Genomic DNA, 23,041 nt, shown 5'->3' on the forward strand with positions numbered 1-23,041 from the left:
TGTTCCTTGGCTCATGGGCACCAGTAAATCTCTAACGTAGGTTGCAGAAACGCGCGCACCGGCATGGCGGCGACGTCATCGGATGCCAGCGCGGCATTCAGGGTGGTCAGTTTCGACTGACCGGAAATCGACAGAATCTTGTGCTTGGCCGAGGCCAGCAGCGCACGGCTCATGGTCAGGCGCTGACGCGGCACGCTCGGCGCCAGCATCGGCCAGCAACGGCGTGCGCCATCGACTTGCAAGGCTTCGGCGAGGTTCGGGCTGTTGGGGAACAGCGACGCGGTGTGGCCGTCATCGCCCATGCCCAGCACCAGCACGTCAATCGGCGGCAGTTCGGCGAGCAAGCGGTCAGCCTGTTCGGCGGCCTGCTCGACGCTGGCCGCAGCGCTGTAAAGGCTGAGGAATTGCGCTTTCGCCGCCGGGCCTTTGAGCAGGTATTGCTTGAGCAGGCCGGCATTGCTGTCGGCGTGTTCAACCGGTACCCAGCGCTCATCGGCAAGGGTCACGACGACCTTCGACCAGTCCAGGTCCTGCTTGGCCAAATGCTGGAAAAACGCCACCGGGCTACGACCGCCCGACACCACCAGCACCGCGTTGCCGCGTGCAGCAATGGCCTCGCTCAATTGCTTGGCAACGTTCAGCGCCAGACCTTCGGCCAACAGCACCGGACTCTTGAATTCGTGAGCGTTCACGCCCGCAGGCAGTTGCACATCAGATATCGCCATACCACGACCTCCCGTCCCGCGTGATCAATGCAATGGAGCTCATCGGCCCCCACGACCCGGCCGCATACGGCTTGGGCGCGTCACCGGATTTTTTCCATCCGGCGATCAGCTGGTCACACCAGTTCCACGCGGCTTCGATTTCATCTTTACGGACAAACAGGTTCTGATTGCCGTTCATCACTTCCAGCAACAACCGCTCGTAGGCATCGGGGATCCGCGCGCTACGCCAGGTGTCGGAGAAATTCAGTTGCAGCGGCCCGCTGCGCAGTTGCATGCCTTTGTCCAGGCCTTGCTCTTTGGTCATCACACGCAAGGAAATGCCTTCGTCCGGCTGCAGGCGGATGATCAGTTTGTTGCTGATCTGCAAGCGCTGCTCGGGGGCGAAGATGTAGTGCGACGGTTCCTTGAAGTGGATAACAATCTGCGACAGCTTTTGCGGCATGCGCTTGCCGGTGCGCAGGTAGAACGGCACGCCGGCCCAGCGCCAGTTGCGGATATCGGCACGCAGGGCGACGAAGGTTTCGGTGTCGCTCTGGGTGTTGGAATTCGGTTCTTCGAGGTAACCCGGTACCGATTTGCCTTCGCTGTGGCCGGCGATGTACTGGCCGCGCACGACCTGAGTGGTCAGGCCTTCGGGACTGATCGGCGCCAGCGCCTTGAGCACTTTTACTTTCTCGTCACGGATGCTGTCGGCGGACAGGTCGGCCGGCGGATCCATGGCAATCAGGCAGAGCAGCTGCAGCAGGTGATTCTGGATCATGTCGCGCAGTTGGCCGGCCTTGTCGAAGTAGCCCCAACGGCCTTCGATGCCGACCTTCTCGGCGACGGTGATTTCCACGTGGGAGATGTAATTCTGGTTCCACTGGGTTTCGAACAGGCTGTTGGCGAAACGCAGGGCGATCAGGTTCTGAACGGTTTCTTTGCCCAGGTAATGGTCGATGCGGTAGGTGCGGTTCTCCGGGAAGAACTGCGCCACGGCGTCGTTCACTTTGCGCGACGATTCGAGGTCGGAGCCGATCGGTTTTTCCAGCACCACGCGAGTGTTTTCCGCCAGACCGACTTTCGCCAGGTTCTCGCAGATCGCGCCGTACACCGCTGCCGGTGTGGCGAAGTAGGCAATCATGCGTTGCGTGCTGCCGGCCAGTTCGGCCAGCGCCACATAATCTTCAGATCTGAGGAAGTCGACGTGCAGGTAGGTCAGCCGTGCGAGAAAGCGCTCGGCGACGGCCTCGTCCAGCTCTTTGCCTACATAACGGCGCAGTTCGGCGGCGATGAATGCCAGGTGCTGCTGCTCGGAACCTTCTTCACGGGCCAGGGCGATGATGCGCGTGTCCTCGTGCAACAAGTCGGCGCCATCGAGGTGATAAAGGGCAGGAAACAGCTTGCGCAGGGCCAGATCGCCAAGCGCGCCGAACAAGGCAAAGGTGCACGGTTCAACCGTAATCGAAGGCATGATGTTTGTTCTTTTATCAAGTTAAGCTACAAATACCTTTTTTCAAGGCATCACTCAAGGGAAAATGTAGTAATAACCACAACATTTTCGCAAAATACAGATTCCGAGTGGTGGTCGCTCGGACGCATCAGTAGGATAGGCCACCGTTACGGGCCATATCAAAGGCCCAATTTGCATAGCCCGGCGCACCTTTGCGCAGGTGAATTAGGAATTCCATATGGACCGCGTGCGAAATTTACTGGAACAGATCCAGAGTCGCCTTGAAGACCTGAACAAGGCCGAACGCAAAGTCGCCGAGGTGATCCTGCTCAACCCGCAGCAGGCCACCCGCTTCAGCATCGCCGCCCTCGCCCAGGCAGCCTCGGTGAGCGAACCGACGGTCAACCGTTTCTGCCGTTCGTTCGGTGTCAGCGGCTACCCGGAACTCAAGCTGCAACTGGCGCAGAGCCTGGCCAGTGGCGCGGCGTATGTCAGCCGCGCGGTCGAGGCTGATGACAATCCCGAGGCGTACACGCAGAAGATTTTCGGCAGCGCCATTGCGTCGCTGGACAGCGCTTGCCAGGCGCTCGATCCGAACCTGATCAGCCGCGCCGTCGACCTGTTGATTCAGGCGCGGCAGATCCACTTCTTCGGCCTCGGCGCTTCGGCACCGGTGGCGCTGGATGCGCAGCACAAGTTCTTCCGCTTCAACCTCGCGGTCACCGCGCATGCCGATGTGCTGATGCAGCGGATGATTGCTTCGGTGGCGCACACTGGCGAGTTGTTCGTGATCATTTCCTACACTGGCCGCACCCGTGAGCTGGTCGAGGTTGCGCGTATCGCTCGCGAGAACGGGGCTTCGGTGCTGGGACTGACGGCGGAGAATTCGCCGCTGGCCAAGGCGAGTACCTTGAGCCTGAATATTCCGTTGCCGGAAGACACCGACATTTATATGCCGATGACGTCGCGGATCATTCAGTTGACCGTGCTGGATGTGCTGGCGACGGGGATGACCTTGCGTCGCGGGGTGGATTTCCAGCCGCATCTGCGCAAGATCAAAGAGAGCTTGAATGCGAGCCGGTATCCGGTTGGGGATGAATTCAACTAAAGATCAAAAGCACCCTCACCCCAGCCCTCTCCCGGAGGGAGAGGGGGCCGACCGAGGTGTCTTGCGCTATACATCGACCTGAAACACCGAGTCGATTATGGATTCACCGACATTCGTTCAGGTCGGTGCATCTCTCGAATATCCCCCATTCGGCCCCCTCTCCCTGAGGGAGAGGGGGCCGACCGAGGGGGCTTGCGCGGTACATCGACCTGAAATATCCAGTCGATTATGGATTCAGAACTGCACTTTCACGTCGGCGTAACTTTTGAGCATCCCCCATTCGGTCCCCTCTCCCCCCGGGAGAGGGCTAGGGTGAGGGTGAGGGTATCGGTGTACTTGACACTCTCAAGCCGCCGCCCACGCCTGCAAACTCAAATGCGCCTTCTCCCCCGGCGCCAGGTGCAGACTGTCGGTCCCGCCCGCCGCCGCTTCCACGCAGACAAACTCGGAAATCTCATCCCACGACACGCCCAACAGCGGCCGCGCGCCCGGATGCCACACCACCGTGTCGGCGCTGTCCCCGGTATCGATGCACAACTCACGCTGCCAGGCGTGATCTTTCAGCTGCAATTCGCCGTCATGCTGGAACACCCGCTGGCAACCGCCATCCACCCGCAACTCGCCTTCCTGCTGGCAAACCTGGCGGTTCAACTGGTCATAACCCTGCGCCCCTTCGAGCCCAGACAGCGCTATCTCACCGACATCGCCAATACGCCAGTAAGCGTGCAAAGCCTGGCTCAACTGGCACGGCATGTCGTCTTGATGCTCAGTGCTCAGGCGTAACTCCATGCGTTCGCCAAGGTGTGCGTGCAGGTCAACCTGCCAGTCGCACAACTGCAATTGCCAGTGCAGGCGCACGCCGTCTTCGGCGCTGCTGCTGTCGAGCAACTTCCAGTCGAGCAACCTTGCCCAGCCATGGGACGGCCATGCGTTTTCGCTCGGATGACGGCCATACCACGGCCAGCACACCGGCACACCACCACGGATCGCGCCGACATGCGGCCACTTCGCAGCACACCACAACCACGGTTTTTGCCCGCGCGGCTGAAAGTGCAGCAACTGCGCACCCTGACGACTGAACACCGCCTGACACAGCGGATGATCGATCACCAACACGTCGCGCATCTGATAGCGCTCCCAGGCGAACACCGGTTGCTCACGCAGGGATTTGAAGAAGCGTTGTAGCGGATGCTCATGCATTTGCCACGATCCTGAAATCGACTTTCACCGGGCGGCGCCAGCCCCAAAAAAAAGCGGACAGCCTTGGCTGTCCGCAAATATGCGCACATAGAGAGGAGCTTATCGCAGACGCGTTAGAACGTAGACTGAATTTTCAGGCCAGCGACCAAAGCGTTGTCCACTTCATCCACACCACCCGGGTGAGTGATGTACTGCAGGTTAGGACGTACGGTCAGCCAGTTGGTGACGTGGAAGCCGTAGTTGATCTCGTAGTTGTATTCGGTTTCACGAATCGGCGAGAACACCGGGTTGTCGTAATCCGAAACACCGTTGGAAACGTTCAGCAACTCGGCGTTTTTCTTCACGTCGTCGTTGACGTGGATACGCGCCGCACCGATACCGACGTCATCTTTCGGACGCGCGTCGAACGGGCCTTTGTAGACGAACATCACCGACTGGTAGTTATCGATGAAGTTGGTGTCTTTGTCGTGGAAGGTCGCGTTGGCGGCGATGTTCAGACCGCGCGAGGCATCACCGTTGTGGCTGGTGAGTTGCTGTTGCGCGACGAACCAGTAGCCACTTTTGCTGCTGTGGGACTTGTAAGCGTCGCCAGTGGTGGCTGCGTCGAAACCATTGACGTCTTCGCGAACGTCGTCGGCATCGGCCGTGCTCTTGTAGTAACCGACGCGGTATTCGCCCGGCAGGCTGTTGACCTTCGGCGACCAGACCAACTCCACCGGCAACACAGTACCTTTGGTGCCGCTGCCGCTGAGTTTGAAGCCGTTGCCGTGTTCCAGCTGCGACGGGTTCTGGTTGTACGCGCCGATTTGCGCGTAGAGCTCGTCGTTGATGTTGTACTTCACACGGATCGCGGCCTGGCTGACTGGCCAGTTGTACCAGATGTTGGTCGCCCAGTTACCCACTTGGGAGCCGCAGAACGCGAGGTTCTGGAAGTCGCACGGGAAGGTGTTGAAGTCTTCGCCTTCACCGAAGTAACCGGCCTTGACGTCGAGTTTGTTGTCGAAGAACTGGTGCTGAATCCACAACTGGGTCAGACGCACCATGTGGCCACGGCCGTAGACTTCTTGCGAAGAACTCAAGGTGCCGGCACGCGGATCGCCAACGCGGTCGTTGGAGATGTTGTAGCCGTTACGGTTGGTCAGCTGGATTTTTGCCTGAGTGTTATCCCAGCCCCACAGCTTTTGCAGATCGAGAGCCACGCCCAGACCGAACTGGTCAGCGTAACGCGCGGTCTTGTCGTCGTTGTAGCCACCGTTCAGGTTGCCACCGACTTCCCCAACGTAGTCAGCCTTGATGTCGATACCCTGCTCGATCAGCTTGGTACGCTCGCCACCCCAGTCGCCGGTCATCCATTTCGAGTCGGAGCTGAAGGCGTCCGCCGCCATGGCGTTACCGGCCAGCACCAAGGCCGCCGCAGCTGACATTTGGCAGATCAACCGGGCATTGACGTGTTTCTTTTTCATCCCTACATCCTCGTCTTTATTGTTATTAACTGTTTTTATCTAACGCGGTTTACATAAATTGCGATGGATTACAGGCAATCCACCGCGTGCTCCTTTTGTAGGAGTGAGCCTGCTCGCGATAGCGGTTTTACATTCAACATCTCTGTCGACTGATACACCGTCATCGCGAGCAGGCTCACTCCTACATCGATCTTCAGCGGCCTTTGAATTGCGCCACGTTCGCAGACCGCGCATCGGTCTGCGGTTGACCGGCAGTGCCGAGGCGCTCACCGGTGTTGGCATCGAACAACAACACTTTCGACGGATCGAACTGCAGCGTCAGGCTCTCGCCCACCTGCGGTGCCACGTCCGGCGCCAGACGGCAGCAGACCTTGGTTTCATTGAGGTTGACGAACACCAGCGTGTCCGGACCGGTCGGCTCGGTGACCTGCACTTCAGCACGAATGCTCGGCAGACCATTGCCCTCGCCGTTCGCCAACACGATTTGTTCCGGGCGCAGGCCGAGGATCACTTCGCGATCTTCGAGACCGGCGTCCTGCATGCTCATCGGCAATTCACAACGGGCCTGGCCGCTGTCGAGCAGCGCCAACAAACGACCGTCCTTGCGTTGCAGACGCAGCGGGATGAAGTTCATCGGCGGCGAACCGATGAAGCTCGCCACGAACAGGTTGGCCGGGTTGTTGTAGATGTCTTTCGGCGTGCCGAACTGCTGAATGATGCCGTCCTTCATCACCGCAACCTTGTCGCCCAGGGTCATCGCTTCGATCTGGTCGTGGGTCACGTAGACCGTGGTGGTTTTCAGGCGCTGGTGCATCAACTTCATTTCGGTACGCATCTCGACGCGCAGCTTGGCGTCGAGGTTGGACAGCGGTTCGTCGAACAGATAGATCTTCGGCCGACGCGCCAACGCACGACCCATCGCCACACGCTGTTGCTGACCGCCGGAAAGCTGGCCCGGTTTGCGGTTCAGCAAGTGTTCGATCTGCAGCAGCTTGGCCACGCGCGCGACTTCTTCGTCGATCGCCGCCTGCGGCATCTTGCGAATCTTCAGACCGAACTCAATGTTCTCGCGCACGCTCATGGTCGGGTACAGCGCGTAGGACTGGAACACCATGGCGATGTCGCGATCCTTCGGGCTCATGCCGCTGACGTCTTGATCGCCGATCATGATCGCGCCGCCGGTGATGGTTTCCAGACCGGCGATGCAGTTCATCAAGGTCGATTTGCCACAACCCGACGGGCCGACCAGGATCAGGAATTCACCATCCTTGATCGACAGTTCGATGTTCTTCAGGGTGTCCGGCAGGCCGGCACCGTAGGTCTTGTTTACGTTGCGAAGTTCGAGCGTTGCCATGATTACCCCTTGACTGCGCCGGCCGTCAGCCCGCGCACGAAATACTTGCCTGCGACCACATAGACCAGCAGGGTCGGCAGGCCGGCGATCATCGCCGCTGCCATATCAACGTTGTATTCCTTGGCGCCGGTGCTGGTGTTGACCAGGTTGTTCAGCGCCACCGTGATCGGTTGCGAATCACCGCTGGAGAACACCACACCGAACAGGAAGTCGTTCCAGATCTGGGTGAATTGCCAGATCAGGCAGACCATGATGATCGGCGTCGACATCGGCAGAATGATGCGCCGGAAAATCGTGAAGAAACCCGCGCCGTCGAGGCGTGCAGCTTTCACCAGCGCATCCGGAATGCTCACGTAGTAGTTACGGAAGAACAGCGTGGTGAACGCCAGACCGTAAACCACGTGGATAAACACCAGACCGGTGGTGGTGCTCGCCAGACCCATTTTGCCGAGGGTGAACGAGGCCGGCAGGAGCACGGTCTGGAACGGCAGGAAGCAGCCGAACAACAGCAGACCGAAGAACAACTGCGAACCACGGAAGCGCCAGAACGACAGCACATAACCGTTCAACGCGCCGATGGCGGTGGAGATGATCACGGCCGGAACGGTGATCTTGATCGAGTTCCAGAAGTAACCGTCAACCGTGGCCCAGGCCTTGACCCAGCCTATGCCACTGACCACGGTCGGCCAGCTCAGCAGGTTGCCGCTGCTGATGTCTTCCGGGGTCTTGAAGCTGGTCAGCAACATCACCACCAGCGGTACCAGATAAAGCAGTACGGCGAGGATCAGCACTGCGTAGATCGCGATGCGACTCAGGCTGATAGCAGGTTTGGCAGCGAGACTAGTCATTGCGCTTGGTCCTCAGCTCGGAATACAGGTAAGGCACGATGATCGCGAGGATCGCACCGAGCATCAGAATCGCACTGGCCGAGCCCATGCCCATCTGGCCGCGACTGAAGGTGAAGGAATACATGAACATCGCGGGCAGGTCGGAGGAATAACCCGGGCCACCGGCGGTCATCGCCGCGACCAGGTCGAAGCTCTTGATCGCGATGTGCGCGAGGATCATCACCGCACTGAAGAACACCGGACGCAGGCTTGGCAGCACCACTTTCCAGTAGATCGTCGGCATGCTCGCGCCATCGATCTGCGCGGCACGGATGATCGATTGATCAACGCCACGCAGGCCGGCGAGGAACATCGCCATGATGAAGCCCGAGGCTTGCCACACAGCGGCGATCACCAGGCAGTAGACCACGCGATCCGGGTCGATCAGCCAGTCGAGACGGAAGCCTTCCCAGCCCCAGTCACGCAACAATTTGTCCAGGCCCATGCCCGGGTTGAGCAGCCATTTCCACGCGGTACCGGTGACGATCATCGAGAGCGCCATCGGGTACAGGTAAATGGTGCGGATAAAGCCTTCGCGACGAATGCGCTGGTCGAGGAACACCGCCAGCAACACGCCGATCACCAGAGTGATGCCGATGAACATACCGCCGAACACCGCGAGGTTTTTGCTCGCGACCCACCAGCGATCGTTGTCGAACAACCGTGCGTATTGCGCCAGACCGGCCCACTTGTAGTTGGGCAGGAACGTCGAGGTAGTGAACGACAGTACGAACGTCCACAGGATGTAGCCATAGAAGCCCACCAGCACGATGAACATGCTCGGCGCCAGCACCAGTTTTGGCAGCCAGCGTTGCAATGCATCGAACGGCGAGGCCTTGCTGAACACAGCAACAGAACTCATGGGGAAATCCAGTACGAAAGAAAAGGACTACTTGGGCAACTTGTCCCCTTGTAGGAGTGAGCCTGCTCGCGATTGCGGTGTGTCAGTTGATGAATCTGTTACCTGACAAACTGCTATCGCGAGCAGGCTCACTCCTACAGGGGCCAAGCATTACTTGGCGGACTTGATCGCTGCGCCCAGTTTCTTGGCGGTGTCGGCCGGGTCGGCTTTCGGGTCGTTGATGTAGTTGGTCACGACATCAAAGAACGCGCCTTGCACCGCCAGCGTGGTCGCCATGTTGTGCGCCATGCTTGGTTGCAGGCCGCCGGACTTGGCGTCTGCCAGGAAGTCCTTGGCAGCGGTCTGTGCGCAGGAGTCGAAACCGAGCTTGTCCATGTTGTTCAACATGTCGTTGCGAACCGGGATCGAGCCTTTGTTGATGCTGAAGACTTTCTGGAAGTTTTCACCCAGTACGACTTTGGCGATGTCCTGCTGACCGGCCGCAGTGCCGGCGTCCTTCTGCTTGAACACGGCCAGCGAGTCGATGTTGTAGGTGAACGCCTTGTCGGTGCCTGGGAAAGCGACACACTGGTAATCCTTGCCGGCGATTTTCTTCGCGGCAGTCCATTCGGACTTGGCCCAGTCGCCCATGATCTGCATGCCGGCCTTGCCGTTGATGACTTTGGCCGCTTCCAGGTTCCAGTCCTGGCCTTTGCCATCGGCGTCCATGTAGGTCGCGACTTTCTTCAGCTCGGTCAGCGCCTTGACCATTTCCGGGCCGGTCAGCGCGGCGTTGTCCAGGTCAACCAGGGCTTTCTTGTAACCATCAACACCCATGACCGAAAGCACCACGGCTTCGAACACGGTGCTGTCCTGCCAAGGCTGACCGCCGTGAGCCAGCGGAATGAAGCCCGCAGCTTTCAGCTTGTCGCCAGCGGCGTAGAATTCTTCGAGGGTGGTCGGGGCTTTTTCGATGCCGGCTTTCTTGAACACTTCCGGGTTGATCCACAGCCAGTTCACACGGTGAATGTTCACCGGTACGGCCACGTAATCACCGTCGTACTTCACGGTATCGGAGACTTTCTTGTCGAGCAGGCTGTCCCACTTTTCCGACTTGGCGACGTCTTTCAGCACGTCGGTGTCGAGCAGGCCGGTCGACGCCCATTCCTGGATGTCCGGGCCTTTGATCTGAGCAACGCCAGGCGGGTTGCCGGCGACTGCACGGCTTTTCAGCACGGTCATGGCAGTGGCACCGCCACCACCGGCGACAGCGCCGTCTTTCCAGGTGAAACCGTCTTTTTCGACTTGCGCCTTGAGCACATCAACGGCGGCTTTTTCGCCACCGGACGTCCACCAGTGCACGACTTCGACCGAACCTTTGGATTCGGCAGCAGAAACACTGAGAGGCAGAATTGCGAGCGGGAACAGGGAGGCGACAGAAATGACAGTAGCGAGGCGAGAAATCGCATTCATCTGAGATGTACCTTTCTTGTTGTTATGCATGCAAGTCTGGTGCTTGCGCTGCACAGGAGTTTAAACAGGACGTTTCCCCTCGCAGGTAACGAAGGGACGCGCGAATGTCACCACATGGTTACACAGGAGAACCCTGAGACAACTGCGCTAAAGCAGTCGCCATACTGGGTGACAAGGGTAGACGAGGGATCAGCACGGCTTGCCAGGCATGATACAGATCGGGTTTGCCCGGCCAGATATCGGCGCTCGGGATGTTTTGCGGGTTGAGTTCGTGGTGCCAGCTGCCATCGCAACGGTCGATGAAATTCACTTCACAGAATTCCCAGAACAGCCGGTACCAGGTTTCGTATTGCGCATCACCGGTGCGTTTGAGCAAGGCACTGGCAGCCGCGCTGGCCTCGGCGTGCGTCCAGTGCAGACGGTGGCGGACGACGGCTTTGTTGTCCCAGTCGAGGGTGTAGACGATGCCCGGCGCGCCATCGACGCTCCAGCCGTTGCGACAGTTGTGCTCGAAGAGTTTCTGCGCGTCGCCGGCCAGCCAACCCGGGGTGAGCATGCCAGCCTGTACTCGCGCCGCTTCGAGGTGCAGCAACAGCCGCGCCCACTCGAAACCATGGCCCGGTGTGGTGCCGTAAGGGCGGAAACCATCGGCGGGATTGTCGTGGTTGTAATCGCGCAACGGTTGCCAGTCGCGGTCGAAATGTTCGATGACCATGTAACCGTTTGCGGCAGCATGACCGTGGATCACCCGCTCGACGATGCGCTGCGCGCGCACCAGCCAGCGTGGGTCTTCGGTGACATCCGCCAGTGCGAGGAACGCTTCGGTGGCGTGCATGTTGCTGTTGGCGCCGCGATAGGCTTCTTCTTCGCTCCAGTCACGATTGAAGAATTCGCGCATGGCGCCCTCTTCTTCACTCCAGAAATACGTGTCGATGATGTCGATCGCATCATCCAGTAGTGCTTGAGCGCCGGGACGCTGTGCGACCACGGCAGAGCTCGCCGCAAGAGCGACAAAGGCATGCAGATAGGCATTCTTGCCGGTATTGCCATCACGGTGTTCGGCGACCGCAAACCAGCCGCCGTGCAGAACATCACGCAACGGCCCACGCAGAGCGGCGATGCCGTGATCGACCAGTTCGGCAAAGCCCGGCAAGCCCTGAATATGGGCCATGGCGAAGCTGTGGGTCATGCGTGCGGTGTTCATGGTTTCGGCTTGCGCGTTCGCTGGCAGACGGCCGCGTTCGTCGAGATTACCGAAGCCTTGCGGGAGTTTTGCTGCCTTGGCGAAATCCAGCAGGCGCAGGCCTTCGGCGGCGAGCCATTGCTGGTGGGCAGGGGCGTTCAGCCAACTGCTGAAGCCGGGTTGGAAGAGATCCATGGGTGGCCTTTTTTGTTGTTATGACTGCGGGGAGTCTAAACAACGGACCGGGGCGGGCTTGTAACGAAGGGGGCGGGGTTTGTCACCAGGCCGTGACAAAACAGCGGCCCTCACCCCAGCCCTCTCCCAGAGGTAGAGGGGGCCGACCGAGTGGTGCTGAGTTATCCACCGACCTGACACATCGAGTCGATTATGGATTCGCTACCGGACTTCCAGGTCGGCGTATCTCTGCAGCATCCCCCGATCAGTCCCCTCTCCCCCCGGGAGAGGGCTAGGGTGAGGGAATGCTTTTGACTCAATCCGCCGAACGCGGCAACTGCAGGGTCACCCGCAACCCACCCTCACGCAAATTCTGCAACGTCACTTCCCCGCCATGGCTATGGGCAATATTGCGCGCGATGCCCAACCCCAGCCCATAACCCTGCTGCTGCCCCGCCAACCTGAAGTGCGGCTCGAACACCTGCTCCAGCCGCTGCTCCGGCACGCCCGGCCCTTCATCATCAACGTGCAAGACAAACGCGCTGTCATCATCATCGATGTGCAAGTGTGCGTTCTGCCCGTACTTCAACGCGTTGTCGATCAGGTTGCCGATACAACGCTTCAACGCCAGAGGCTTGCCCGGATACGCCGCCAACGCGCGGCCATGCTGAGTCACGCGACCGTTGCCGTTCGGCGCCAGGTACGGTTCGACCAGACAATCCAGCACATGGTTGAGGTCGACCGGCTCGATGTTCTCGTGGATGTCGGTGTCTTTCACGCATTGCAGCGCGCCTTTGACCAGCAGTTCCAGTTCATCCAGATCACGGCCGAACTTGGCTTGCAGCTTCTCGTCTTCAAGCAGTTCGACGCGCAAACGCAAACGGGTAATCGGCGTACGCAGGTCATGGGAAATCGCGCTGAACAACTGGCTGCGCTCAGTCAGGTAACGGCTGATGCGTTCGCGCATGGTGTTGAACGCGCGGCCCACTTCGACCACTTCGCTGCCACCGCCCTCGGCCACCGGCTCGACGTCGGCACCCAACGACAGATCCCGCGCTGCCCGCGCCAGACGCTTGAGCGGCCGGCTCTGCCAGTGCACCAGCAGGCCGATGAACAACAGCAAGAAGCCGCTGGTGAGGACGATGAACCACACCTGCTGCGACGGCAGGCCCTGCTCTTCAAGACTGGTGTACGGCTCGGGCAACAACGAAGCGATGTACAACCATTCTCCCGGCGCCATTTGAATCTGCGTGACCAGCACGGGCGGATTCACCGGCTCCAGAGTCAGCGCGTAATGCGCCCACGAGCGCGGCAGCTCATCGAGTTTCAGCCCGGCGTTGAAGATCCGCAGATCTTCGGGGCTGACAAAGGTCACCGAGATATCGGTGTCATGGCCCAACGTCTGGCGCAGCACTTCGTCGACCGCTTTCATCACCGCCGCTTTGCGCGGTGTGACCGGTAGCACGTCCATGCCCAGCGGTTTGTCGTTGAGCGTCACCACGAAGCGGGTGCCGCCCATGCTGCGCAACTGATCGAGTACCAACGGACGATAAGCCACCGGCAACGAGCGGAAGTAACTGACGCTGGCGGTCATCGAATGGGCGAGGCTGCGGGCGCTGGTGACCAGGCCTTCGAGCTGGGTGGCGCGCAGTTGCGAGACCCAGATCACGCTGGACAATGTCTGCGCAAACAGCACGGCGAGCAAGGTCAGCAGCAACATCCGCCCGAGCAGCGAGCGCGGCACCGGCACCTTGGCGGCGAGCTTGCGCAGCGACTCAGTGAGCATTGCCGGCAACCACGTTGGCTGCCAGTTGGTAGCCGCTGCCGCGCACGGTGCGGATCAGTCGTGGCGGTTTCTCGGTGTCGCGCAGACGCTGACGCAAACGGCTGACGGCCATGTCGACGATACGATCCAGCGGCATCAGGTCGCGGCCCCGGGTAGCGTTGCCGATGGTGTCTCGGTCGAGGATTTCCTGCGGGTGATCAAGAAACAGTTTCAGCAGGGCGAAGTCGGCGCCGGAGAGAATCACTTCCTCGCCGTCGGTGTGGAACAGCCGATGGCTGACCATGTCCAGCCGCCACTCGTCGAACGCCAGCACTTCACTGCCACTGCGCTCCTGGCCGAATTGCGCGCGGCGCAGCAGGGCTTTGATCCGGGCTTGCAGTTCGCGCGGGCTGAAGGGTTTGCCGAGATAGTCGTCGGCGCCCAGCTCCAGGCCGATCACGCGGTCGGCTTCGTCGGAACTGGCGGTGAGCATGATGATCGGCACCTGCGCCTGACGCGGATGCTGACGCACCCAACGGCACAGGCTGAAGCCGTCTTCGTCGGGCAGCATGACATCGAGGATCACCAGATCGCTCGGCGCCTCGTTGAGTGCCTGACGGAAACTGGCGCCATCGGCGGTGGCCCGCACCTGAAACCCGGCGCGGGTCAGGTAGGTTTCCAGCAACTCGCGTATTTCCTGGTCGTCATCGACCAACAATATCGACTTGTTGACTGAGCTCACTTCGAAGGCATCCTTGTTGTTGGAATTGGGGCGGATTATGCCTTAAGCATCGATTTTACAAACACCACAAAACAACTGTAGGAGTGAGCCTGCTCGCGATAGCGGTCTTACATTCAACACATTCGTTGACTGACGTACCGCTATCGCGAGCAGGCTCACTCCTACAGTTTGATTGCATTTCAGGTCGGGATTGATTGGTCCAGGGCCACACCGGCACCGACAAGCCCGGAATACGGCGCTGTCACCAGCCACACCGGAATGCCTTTGAAATAATCGCTCATACAACCTTTGTCGGCGAAGCTGCGGGCGAAACCGCTTTCGAGGAAGAAATCGGCAAAGCGTGGAATCACCCCGCCAACGATATACACCCCGCCACGCCCGCCCGTGGTCAGCACGTTGTTGCCGGCCACGCGGCCGAGCCAGCAGCAGAACTGCTCGAGCACTTCCAGGGCAATCGGATCACCGGCCAAACCAGCTGCCGTAATCGCTTCCGGCGTATCCAGCGTCGGTTCATGGTCGTCCACTGCACAGATCGCCCGGTAAACCCGTGGCAGACCGCCGCCGCTCAACGCGGTTTCCGCGCTGACATGGCCGATCTCGTTATGGATGTGCTGCCACAGCTGGGTTTCACGCGGGCTGCTTAACGGCAGATCGACGTGACCGCCCTCGCCCGGCAACGCCGCGAAACGACCTTCACCGAGATCGAGCAAGGTGCCGACGCCAAGACCAGTGCCCGGCCCGATCACCACCGCCGGGCGCAACGGCTCCGGCGTGCCCGCGCAGACCACGCGGAATTCGCCCGGCTGCAAACGGGTCATGCCCAGCGCCATCGCCGAGAAATCGTTGACCAGCAACAACTGTTCGACCTGCAAGGTTTTGCAGAACGCCGTGCGGCTCAGCCGCCAGTGGTTATTGGTGAACTTGAACTCATCGCCGCTGACCGGGCCGGCCACCGACAGGCACACCGAACCGATCGAACCCGGCGCCAGGCCAAGCCCGCTCAGATAGAGGCTGATCGCCTCTTCCGGGCTGGCATGGTCGGCCGTGGCCAGCACTTGAACGGATTCCAGCTGCTGGTTTTTCCACAACGCGAACCGTGCGTTGGTGCCTCCGATGTCACCGACCAAAGCCAGTTTCAATTAAGCGTCTCCAGGGCAGAAGTGAAGGCGCTGGCGCCCTGCTCCGCCGAGCTGAAGGCCAAACGCATAAAGCCAAACAGTTCGCGACCGCTGCCGATGTTGTTGCCCAACAGGCCTTTGGCGGGTTCGCGCGCTGCAAATTCTGCGGCGTCGACTTTAAGTTCCAAAGTGCCTTTGACGCCATCGACGCGGATGATATCGCCCTCTTGCACGCGTGCCAAAGCGCCACCGACATAAGCTTCCGGGCTGACGTGAATCGCCGCCGGGATTTTCCCCGAGGCGCCGGACATGCGCCCGTCTGTCACCAGCGCGACTTTGAAGCCGCGATCCTGCAGTACGCCAAGGAACGGCGTCATCTTGTGCAGTTCCGGCATGCCGTTGGAACGCGGACCCTGGAAGCGCATCACCGCAACGAAATCCTTTTCCAGCAGACCGGCCTTGAACGCATCGGCCAGGTCCTGCTGATCCTGGAACACCATCGCCGGTGCTTCGACGATCTGGTTTTCCAGCGCAACGGCGGACACCTTCATCACACCGCGGCCGAGGTTGCCTTCCATCACACGCAGACCACCCTCCGCCGAGAATGCACGGGCGACCGGGCGCAGGATATTTTCGTCGAGGCTGTCGACCGGACCTTCGCGCCATACCAGTTCGCCGTTATCGAGGAACGGTTCCATGGTGTACTTGCTCAAGCCGTGGCCGAGCACGGTGTTGACGTCTTCGTGCAGCAGGCCGGCGCCGAGCAGTTCGCGGATCAGGAACGACATGCCGCCCGCTGCCTGGAAGTGGTTGATGTCGGCTTTGCCGTTCGGGTAAACGTGGCTCAGGGTCGGCACGACTTCGGAGAGGTCGGCCATGTCCTGCCAGGTCAGTTGAATACCTGCGGCCATGGCGATGGCCGGCATGTGCAGGGTGTGGTTGGTCGAACCGCCGGTGGCGTGCAACGCGACGATCGAGTTGACCAGCGACTTCTCGTCGACGATTTCGCCGATCGGCATGAAGTTGCCGTTCTGTTTGGTCAGACGCGTGACTTGATGCGCGGCTTCGCGGGTCAGCGCATCACGCAGCGGCGTGTTCGGGTTGACGAAAGAGGCGCCCGGCAAGTGCAGGCCCATGACTTCCATCAGCAACTGGTTGGTGTTGGCGGTGCCGTAGAACGTGCAGGTGCCCGGGCTGTGGTAGGACTTCATCTCCGATTCCAGCAGCTCTTCGCGGGTGGCTTTGCCTTCGGCGTACTTCTGGCGCACGTCGGCTTTTTCCTTGTTGGAAATCCCCGAGACCATCGGCCCGCCCGGGACGAAAATCGTCGGCAGGTGACCGAAGCGCAGCGAACCCATCATCAGGCCCGGGACGATCTTGTCGCAGATGCCAAGCATCAGCGCGCCGTCGAACATGTTGTGTGACAGCGCTACAGCGGTGGACATGGCGATCACTTCGCGGCTCGGCAGACTCAGTTCCATGCCCGGCTCACCTTGGGTCACACCGTCGCACATCGCCGGAGTGCCGCCAGCGAACTGGCCGACCGAGCCGATTTCGCGCAGGGCGTTCTTGATCTGTTCCGGGAACACTTCATACGGCTGGTGCGCCGAGAGCATGTCGTTATACGAAGAAACAATGGCGATGTTCGCCGAGTTCATCATCCGCAGGCTGTGTTTGTCTTCACTGCCGCAACCGGCCACGCCATGGGCGAAGTTGGCGCATTGCAGCTTGCCGCGCATCGGCCCGTCAGTGGCGGCGCCGCGAATCAGTGCAAGGTAAGCCTGACGCGTGGCGCGGCTGCGGGCGATAAGCCGTTCGGTGACCTCAAGAACGCGGGGATGCATGTGTAGAACTCCAGGCTAACGGATGTGGCGACCTGATTGTCTATGCTGATCAAACGCCGTTGTTGTTGGAATGACAGACGGCTTTTTTGACCATTCGGACCAGTTGATTCAGGTCACTCGTTGTAGATAAAACAAAATATTGCCATTAAAAAGGCTTGTTTTCTATTTTTATGCGAATAATCTTGTAATTCCAACAACAAAACGACGGCGGCGCTGTTCCATGACTCTTCGAATCGCAATCAATGGTTTTGGCCGCATCGGCCGTAATGTCCTGCGCGCACTGTATACCCAAGGCTATCGACAGGATTTGCAGATCGTCGCCATCAACGATCTGGGCGACAGCTCGATCAATGCTCATCTGCTCAAATACGACACCGTTCACGGCACGTTTGACGCGCAAGTCGAACATGACAATGAAAGTCTGACCGTCAACGGCGACCGCATTGCGGTCAGCGCGATTCGCAACCCGGCCGAACTGCCATGGGCGGCGGAAAAGATTGATGTGGTGTTCGAATGCACCGGTCTCTTTACCGATCGCGCCAAAGCGGCCGCGCATATTACTGCCGGCGCACGCAAAGTCATTATTTCAGCGCCGGCCAAAGGTGCCGACGCCACTGTTGTCTATGGTGTGAACCACGACATTCTGCGCCAGTCGCACCAGATCATCTCCAACGCTTCGTGCACCACCAACTGCCTGGCGCCAGTGGCGCAAGTGCTGCACCGTGAGCTGGGCATTGAAAGCGGTCTGATGACCACGATTCATGCCTACACCAACGACCAGAATCTGACTGACGTCTATCACACCGACCCGTACCGCGCGCGTTCGGCCACGCAGAACATGATCCCGAGCAAGACCGGCGCCGCTGAAGCGGTGGGCCTGGTGCTGCCGGAACTGGCGGGCAAACTGACCGGCATGGCCGTGCGGGTGCCGGTGATCAATGTGTCGCTGGTGGATTTGACCGTGCAGCTGAAAAAAGAAGCCAGCGCCGAAGAGGTCAACGCGCTGATGAAGTCTGCGAGCCAGCACTCGAAAATTTTGGGTTACAACACATTGCCGCTGGTTTCCAGCGACTTCAACCACAACCCGCTGTCGTCGATCTTCGACGCCAACCACACCAAATCCAGCGGCAAACTGCTGAAAGTGCTGGCCTGGTATGACAACGAGTGGGGTTTCTCGAATCGCATGCTGGATAACTGCCTGGCGTTGTGTAACGCGGAGTAACCGATTGCCTTTTGTAGGAGTGAGCCTGCTCGCGATTGCGATCAGTCAGTCACAGATGTTGTGGCTGATCAACCGCTATCGCGAGCAGGCTCACTCCTACAAGGTTTTGTGTTGTATTTGAAATCAGGGCTTGACCACTCGACTAGATGATAAGCATTATCATTCGCTTGAAATCGATCAGGTCCTCCCGTGAGTCAATCGCGCTTCAACCACGTCTTCCTCACCCAGCGCACCTCGCTGCTGCGTACGCTGGAACGGATGGTCAACAATCACAGCACCGCTGAAGACCTGTTGCAGGAGACCTACCTGCGCGTGACGCGGGCGTTGAGCGAGCGGGCCATCGATCACCTCGAACCTTTTGTCTTCCAGACCGCGCGCAATCTGGCGCTGGATCATTTGCGTGCGCGCAAGATCCATTCGCGAACCATGGTTGATGACGTGCCGCAGGATGTCGTGCACAGCGTCGCCGCCCCTGCCAGCAGCGCCGAAGATGCCGCCCACGCCGAACAGATGCTGGAGCGCCTGAACGTGAGCCTCAGTCAACTCAGCCCCCGCCAGCAGCAGATTTTCATCCTCAGCCGTTTGCACGGGAACAGTTATCAGGAAATCGCTGATGAACTGAACGTATCCCTCAGCACCGTGCAGAAAGAACTTAAGCTGATCATGAGCATTTGCATCGGCGTCGCTGAACGACACGACAGCAGCGGCAAGCTGTAAGCTTCAAGCTCCAAGTAAAAACGAAAAGCAGTACACGCATCTGGCTTGCAGCTTGCAGCTTGACGCTAGAAACTGCTTCGCCAGAAGCCCGAGGAAACACCGTGACGGACACCCACCGCTCGCCTTCGCCGGATTCGGTGCAGGACGCTGCAAACGCAATGGACCAGGCTTTGGACTGGCTCATCGTGCTCGGCAGCCCGGACGATGAGCAGACCCGGCAATTTCACGCTTGGCTGGCGGCCGATCCGTTGAATGCCGAGGCGTTTGCCAAGGCTCAGGCGATCTGGGACGGCCCGCAAGTCGCCTTGTGCGCGCAAAGCCTGGCGGCGAAACCTGCGAAAGTCACCGTCCTCAAGCGTCTGCGTCCGCACTGGAAACCGCTGGCCACTGCTGCGGTGCTGATCCTCGGTTTGTTCAGTTTCAGTAATTTGCCGATGCGGATTCAAGCCGATCATCTGACCGTCGTCGGCGAGCGCCAGCGTCTGCAACTGGAGGACGGCTCGAAAGTTCTGCTCAATACCAATTCGGCATTCTCCAGCACCATCAATGATCAGCAGCGCGTTGCCCGATTGTTTCAAGGCGAGGCGTTTTTCGAAATCGCCAGCGGCCGCAGTCAACCGCTGGAAATCGATGCCGGGCCGGTCACTGCCAGCGTGCGCGATACCGCCTTCGCCGTGCGCTATCTCGATGGCGTCGCGCAGGTCAACGTGCAACGTGGCGACGTCGATTTGCGCGCCACCCACAACGATGCCCGTGTGCGCCTGACTGCCGGCGAAAGCATTCGCATCGGCCCCAACGGCTTCGACCGCCCAGCCAAACTCGACGCCAACACGGACCTGGCCTGGGTCCAGGGCCGACTGGTGTTCGAGAACTGCCCGTTGAATCAGGTGCTGGCCGAATTGCGCCGCTACTATCCCGGCTGGATCATCAATACCAACGAGCAGTTGGCCGACGTCGCCGTGACCGGCAATTACCGTCTGGATCAGCCGCTCGACGTGGTTCGCTCCCTCGCTCAGATCACCTCGGCGCAACTGAAAGAATTCCCCGCGCTGGTGATTTTGAACTAAATGAGAATTATTTTTACTCGATAGCCAACGTCAGTACGTCTCGTTATAGCCAATGCAATTGATTCGCAACACGCGAGTCAATCAGCACCTATAAAGATTCGTGCGACACGGAGCGCTATCGATGTCCTCTCGCCTTACCCGCCAGACTTCCTCCCCTTCCCGCGTATTGTCGCTGCTGACCGCTGCCATCCTCATGGCCGGCACCGCACCGCTGATGGCTGCCACCGAGACGCCTGCGCGCAACATGGGGGATTACTCGTTCGCCATCAGTCAGCAACCGCTGGTGTCAGCCCTCAATGCCTTCACCGCCGTAACCGGCTGGCAAGTCGGTTTGCCGGCAGAACTGGGTCAGGGCGTGTCGTCGCCGGGCGTGCGCGGCTCGTTGCCCCCGGAAAAAGCCCTGGAGCGTCTGTTGGTGGGGACCAACCTGAGCTTCCGCAAAATCAGCAACAACAACGTCGTGCTGGAAAAGCGCAACGCCAGCGGCACGCTCAATCTGGATCAGGTGACCATCAGCGCCACCCGTCAGGAGCAGTCGGTCAATAGCGTTCCGGCCACTGTCACCGTGCAGACCCGCCAGGATCTGGACCGCAACAACGTCAACACCATCAAGGATCTGGTGCGCTACGAGCCGGGCGTGTCCGTCGGCGGCGCCGGTACACGTGGCGGCATCAGCGGTTACAACATTCGTGGCATCGACGGCGACCGCATCCTCACGCAAGTCGACGGTGTGGAAGTGCCGGACGGTTTCTTCAACGGTCCGTACGCCAAGACCCAGCGCAATTACGTCGACCCGGAAATCGTCAAACGCGTGGAAATCCTCCGTGGCCCGGCCTCGGTGCTGTACGGCAGCAACGCCATCGGCGGCGCCGTCAGCTACTACACCCTCGATGCCGACGACATCATCAAACCCGGCAAAGACGTCGGCGCACGCCTGAAAACCGGTTACAGCTCGGCCGACGAGAGCTGGCTGAAGTCCGCCACCGTCGCCGGTCGTGCCGACCAGTTCGACGGGTTGCTGCATTACAGCCAGCGCGACGGCCACGAAACCGATTCCTACGGCAGCAACAACGGCACGGGTCTCGAGCGCACTGCCGCCAACCCGGAAGACGTCAACGCCTACAACGTGCTGGCCAAGGTCGGCTGGAACTACAACGACGATTCGCGTCTGGGCCTGACCTACGAAAAGTACAAGGACGATCGCGATACCGATCAGAAAAGCGCTTACGGCGGCCCGTACTTTGCCGGCGCCCCAACGATTCCCAACAGCGTACTGCCCGGCGGCATGTACCAGTGGCGCACCGGCAACGACACCATCACCCGTGAGCGTTTCGGCCTCGAACACTCGTTCGCCCTCGACAGCCTGCTGGTCGACAACGTGAAGTGGAGCCTCAACCACCAGATCGCCAAGACTGACCAGAGTACCGAAGAGTTCTACTACCCGATCACCCGTAAAGTGCTGCGTACTCGCGACACGATTTACGAAGAAAAGCAGTGGGTGTTCGACGCACAACTGGACAAGGCGTTTGCCATCGGCGACACCGATCATGTGCTGACCTACGGCACCACCCTCAAGCAACAAAAAGTCACCGGCTCGCGCAGCGGCGACGGCAAATGCCTGGCGGTCGGTCGCGGCTGCACGGCCATTGGCGCGACCAGTGCCGCTGACGTACTGAAAAAGGCTACGGACTTTCCGGACCCGACCATCAACACCTACAGCCTGTTCGCTCAGGATCAGATCAGCTGGAACAACTGGACCTTCCTGCCGGGCCTGCGCTACGACTACACCCAGCTCAAGCCGCACATCACTCAGGAATTTCTCAACACCGTCGCCGCCGATGGCCAAGGCACCGTCAGCGACGAGAACAAGACCTGGCACAAAGTCTCGCCAAAATTCGGCCTGACCTACGCCCTGACCGAGAACTACACCTGGTACGGTCAGTACGCCGAAGGCTTCCGCACCCCGACCGCGAAAGCCCTGTACGGCCGTTTCGAAAACACCACCACCGGCTACAACGTCGCGCCCAATCCGGACCTGGAACCGGAAAAAAGCAAAAGTTATGAGACCGGTCTGCGCGGCAACTTCGAACAAGGTTCGTTCGACGTGGCGGTGTTCTATAACAAGTACCGCGACTTCATCAACGAAGACGCCGTTACCCCTGGCTACGACGAGCTGACCTTCCAGTCGAGCAACATCAAACACGCCACCATCAAGGGGGCGGAAGTCAAAGGTCGTCTGAATCTGGATGCGTTCGGCGCGCCGCAAGGCCTCTACACCCAAGGCTCGATTGCCTACGCCTACGGTCGCAACAATGACACCGGCGAGCCACTCAACAGCGTCAACCCGCTGACCGGCGTGTTCGGTCTGGGTTACGACCAGGACAACTACGGCGGCCTGCTGAGCTGGACCGTGGTGAAGAAAAAGGATCGCGTCGACGACAGCAACTTCAAGTCGCCGGACGGCGTCAGCAGCCAGTTCAAAACCCCCGGCTTCGGCATTCTTGATCTGGCCGGCTATTACAAAGTCACCGACGACGTCACCGTCAGCGGCGGCATCTACAACCTGACCGACAAGAAATACTGGCTGTGGGATGACGTGCGCGGTTACGACAGCGTCGGCGAGGCTTCGGTGACGCAACCGGCCAACCTCGATCGCCTGACCCAACCGGGCCGCAACTTCGCGATCAACCTGATCTGGGACATCTGATCCGGCCAACCTCACCGCG

Annotated in this window: 18 protein-coding genes; 5 read left to right on the forward strand and 13 right to left on the reverse strand. The window is 59.8% G+C overall.

What is annotated here, in order from left to right:
* Positions 1–11: 11 nt before the first annotated feature.
* Both pgl and zwf read right to left on the reverse strand, forming a co-directional pair.
* Complete coding sequence (pgl, locus tag CQ009_RS13975; RefSeq protein WP_105706975.1) at positions 12–725, reverse strand: 6-phosphogluconolactonase; 714 nt, start codon at positions 723–725, stop codon at positions 12–14.
* A complete protein-coding gene (gene zwf / locus CQ009_RS13980) occupies positions 712–2,178 on the reverse strand; it encodes a glucose-6-phosphate dehydrogenase (RefSeq protein WP_105706978.1) in 1,467 nt (488 codons plus the stop codon). Before zwf ends, pgl begins: the two co-directional genes overlap by 14 nt.
* Before the next feature lie 226 nt (positions 2,179–2,404).
* Between zwf and CQ009_RS13985 the strand changes: the two genes are divergently transcribed.
* A complete protein-coding gene (locus tag CQ009_RS13985) occupies positions 2,405–3,265 on the forward strand; it encodes a MurR/RpiR family transcriptional regulator (RefSeq protein ID WP_171057240.1) in 861 nt (286 codons plus the stop codon).
* A gap of 345 nt (positions 3,266–3,610) precedes the next feature.
* Here the strand turns inward: CQ009_RS13985 and CQ009_RS13990 are convergent, their stop codons facing one another.
* The 11 genes from CQ009_RS13990 to edd form a co-directional block, all read right to left on the reverse strand.
* On the reverse strand, positions 3,611–4,465 hold the full coding sequence (locus CQ009_RS13990; protein WP_064391715.1) for a D-hexose-6-phosphate mutarotase: 855 nt from the start codon (positions 4,463–4,465) through the stop codon (positions 3,611–3,613).
* A gap of 113 nt (positions 4,466–4,578) precedes the next feature.
* On the reverse strand, positions 4,579–5,928 hold the full coding sequence (locus tag CQ009_RS13995) for a carbohydrate porin (RefSeq protein ID WP_064391717.1): 1,350 nt from the start codon (positions 5,926–5,928) through the stop codon (positions 4,579–4,581).
* Between the two features lie 193 nt (positions 5,929–6,121).
* A complete protein-coding gene (locus CQ009_RS14000) occupies positions 6,122–7,282 on the reverse strand; it encodes an ABC transporter ATP-binding protein (protein WP_105706980.1) in 1,161 nt (386 codons plus the stop codon).
* Positions 7,283–7,284: 2 nt separating this feature from the next.
* Positions 7,285–8,130: a carbohydrate ABC transporter permease gene (locus CQ009_RS14005; RefSeq protein WP_064391721.1), complete on the reverse strand. Its 846-nt coding sequence runs from the start codon at positions 8,128–8,130 to the stop codon at positions 7,285–7,287.
* Positions 8,123–9,031 carry a carbohydrate ABC transporter permease gene (locus CQ009_RS14010; RefSeq protein WP_007917874.1) on the reverse strand — a complete coding sequence of 303 codons (909 nt, stop codon included), beginning with the start codon at positions 9,029–9,031 and terminating at the stop codon, positions 8,123–8,125. The genes CQ009_RS14005 and CQ009_RS14010 overlap by 8 nt, the downstream gene beginning before the upstream one ends.
* A 150-nt stretch (positions 9,032–9,181) precedes the next feature.
* Positions 9,182–10,483: an ABC transporter substrate-binding protein gene (locus tag CQ009_RS14020; protein WP_105706982.1), complete on the reverse strand. Its 1,302-nt coding sequence runs from the start codon at positions 10,481–10,483 to the stop codon at positions 9,182–9,184.
* A 118-nt stretch (positions 10,484–10,601) separates the two neighbouring features.
* A complete protein-coding gene (locus CQ009_RS14025; protein WP_105706984.1) occupies positions 10,602–11,861 on the reverse strand; it encodes an AGE family epimerase/isomerase in 1,260 nt (419 codons plus the stop codon).
* Positions 11,862–12,156: 295 nt separating this feature from the next.
* A complete protein-coding gene (locus CQ009_RS14030) occupies positions 12,157–13,626 on the reverse strand; it encodes an ATP-binding protein (protein WP_007917878.1) in 1,470 nt (489 codons plus the stop codon).
* Positions 13,616–14,347: a response regulator gene (locus CQ009_RS14035; RefSeq protein ID WP_064391728.1), complete on the reverse strand. Its 732-nt coding sequence runs from the start codon at positions 14,345–14,347 to the stop codon at positions 13,616–13,618. The genes CQ009_RS14030 and CQ009_RS14035 overlap by 11 nt, the downstream gene beginning before the upstream one ends.
* A 179-nt stretch (positions 14,348–14,526) precedes the next feature.
* On the reverse strand, positions 14,527–15,486 hold the full coding sequence (locus tag CQ009_RS14045) for a glucokinase (protein ID WP_105706986.1): 960 nt from the start codon (positions 15,484–15,486) through the stop codon (positions 14,527–14,529).
* The gene (gene edd, locus CQ009_RS14050; RefSeq protein ID WP_105706988.1) at positions 15,483–17,309 is read right to left on the reverse strand and encodes a phosphogluconate dehydratase; all 1,827 of its coding nucleotides are present in this window, start codon (positions 17,307–17,309) and stop codon (positions 15,483–15,485) included. Before edd ends, CQ009_RS14045 begins: the two co-directional genes overlap by 4 nt.
* Before the next feature lie 220 nt (positions 17,310–17,529).
* On the opposite strand from edd, the gene gap reads away from it, so the two are divergent.
* The 4 genes from gap to CQ009_RS14070 all read left to right on the forward strand — a co-directional run bounded on the left by gap (position 17,530) and on the right by CQ009_RS14070 (position 23,022).
* Positions 17,530–18,531: a type I glyceraldehyde-3-phosphate dehydrogenase gene (gap, locus tag CQ009_RS14055; RefSeq protein ID WP_064391732.1), complete on the forward strand. Its 1,002-nt coding sequence runs from the start codon at positions 17,530–17,532 to the stop codon at positions 18,529–18,531.
* A 189-nt stretch (positions 18,532–18,720) separates the two neighbouring features.
* Positions 18,721–19,248 (forward strand): RNA polymerase sigma factor, encoded by a 528-nt coding sequence (locus CQ009_RS14060; protein ID WP_095121288.1) that lies wholly within the window; start codon positions 18,721–18,723, stop codon positions 19,246–19,248.
* A gap of 101 nt (positions 19,249–19,349) precedes the next feature.
* A complete protein-coding gene (locus CQ009_RS14065; protein WP_105706991.1) occupies positions 19,350–20,315 on the forward strand; it encodes a FecR domain-containing protein in 966 nt (321 codons plus the stop codon).
* Positions 20,316–20,436: 121 nt separating this feature from the next.
* A complete protein-coding gene (locus CQ009_RS14070; RefSeq protein ID WP_064391737.1) occupies positions 20,437–23,022 on the forward strand; it encodes a TonB-dependent receptor in 2,586 nt (861 codons plus the stop codon).
* Positions 23,023–23,041: the final 19 nt, after the last annotated feature.

The organism is Pseudomonas sp. MYb2, from assembly GCF_002979955.1.
Lineage (GTDB): Bacteria > Pseudomonadota > Gammaproteobacteria > Pseudomonadales > Pseudomonadaceae > Aquipseudomonas.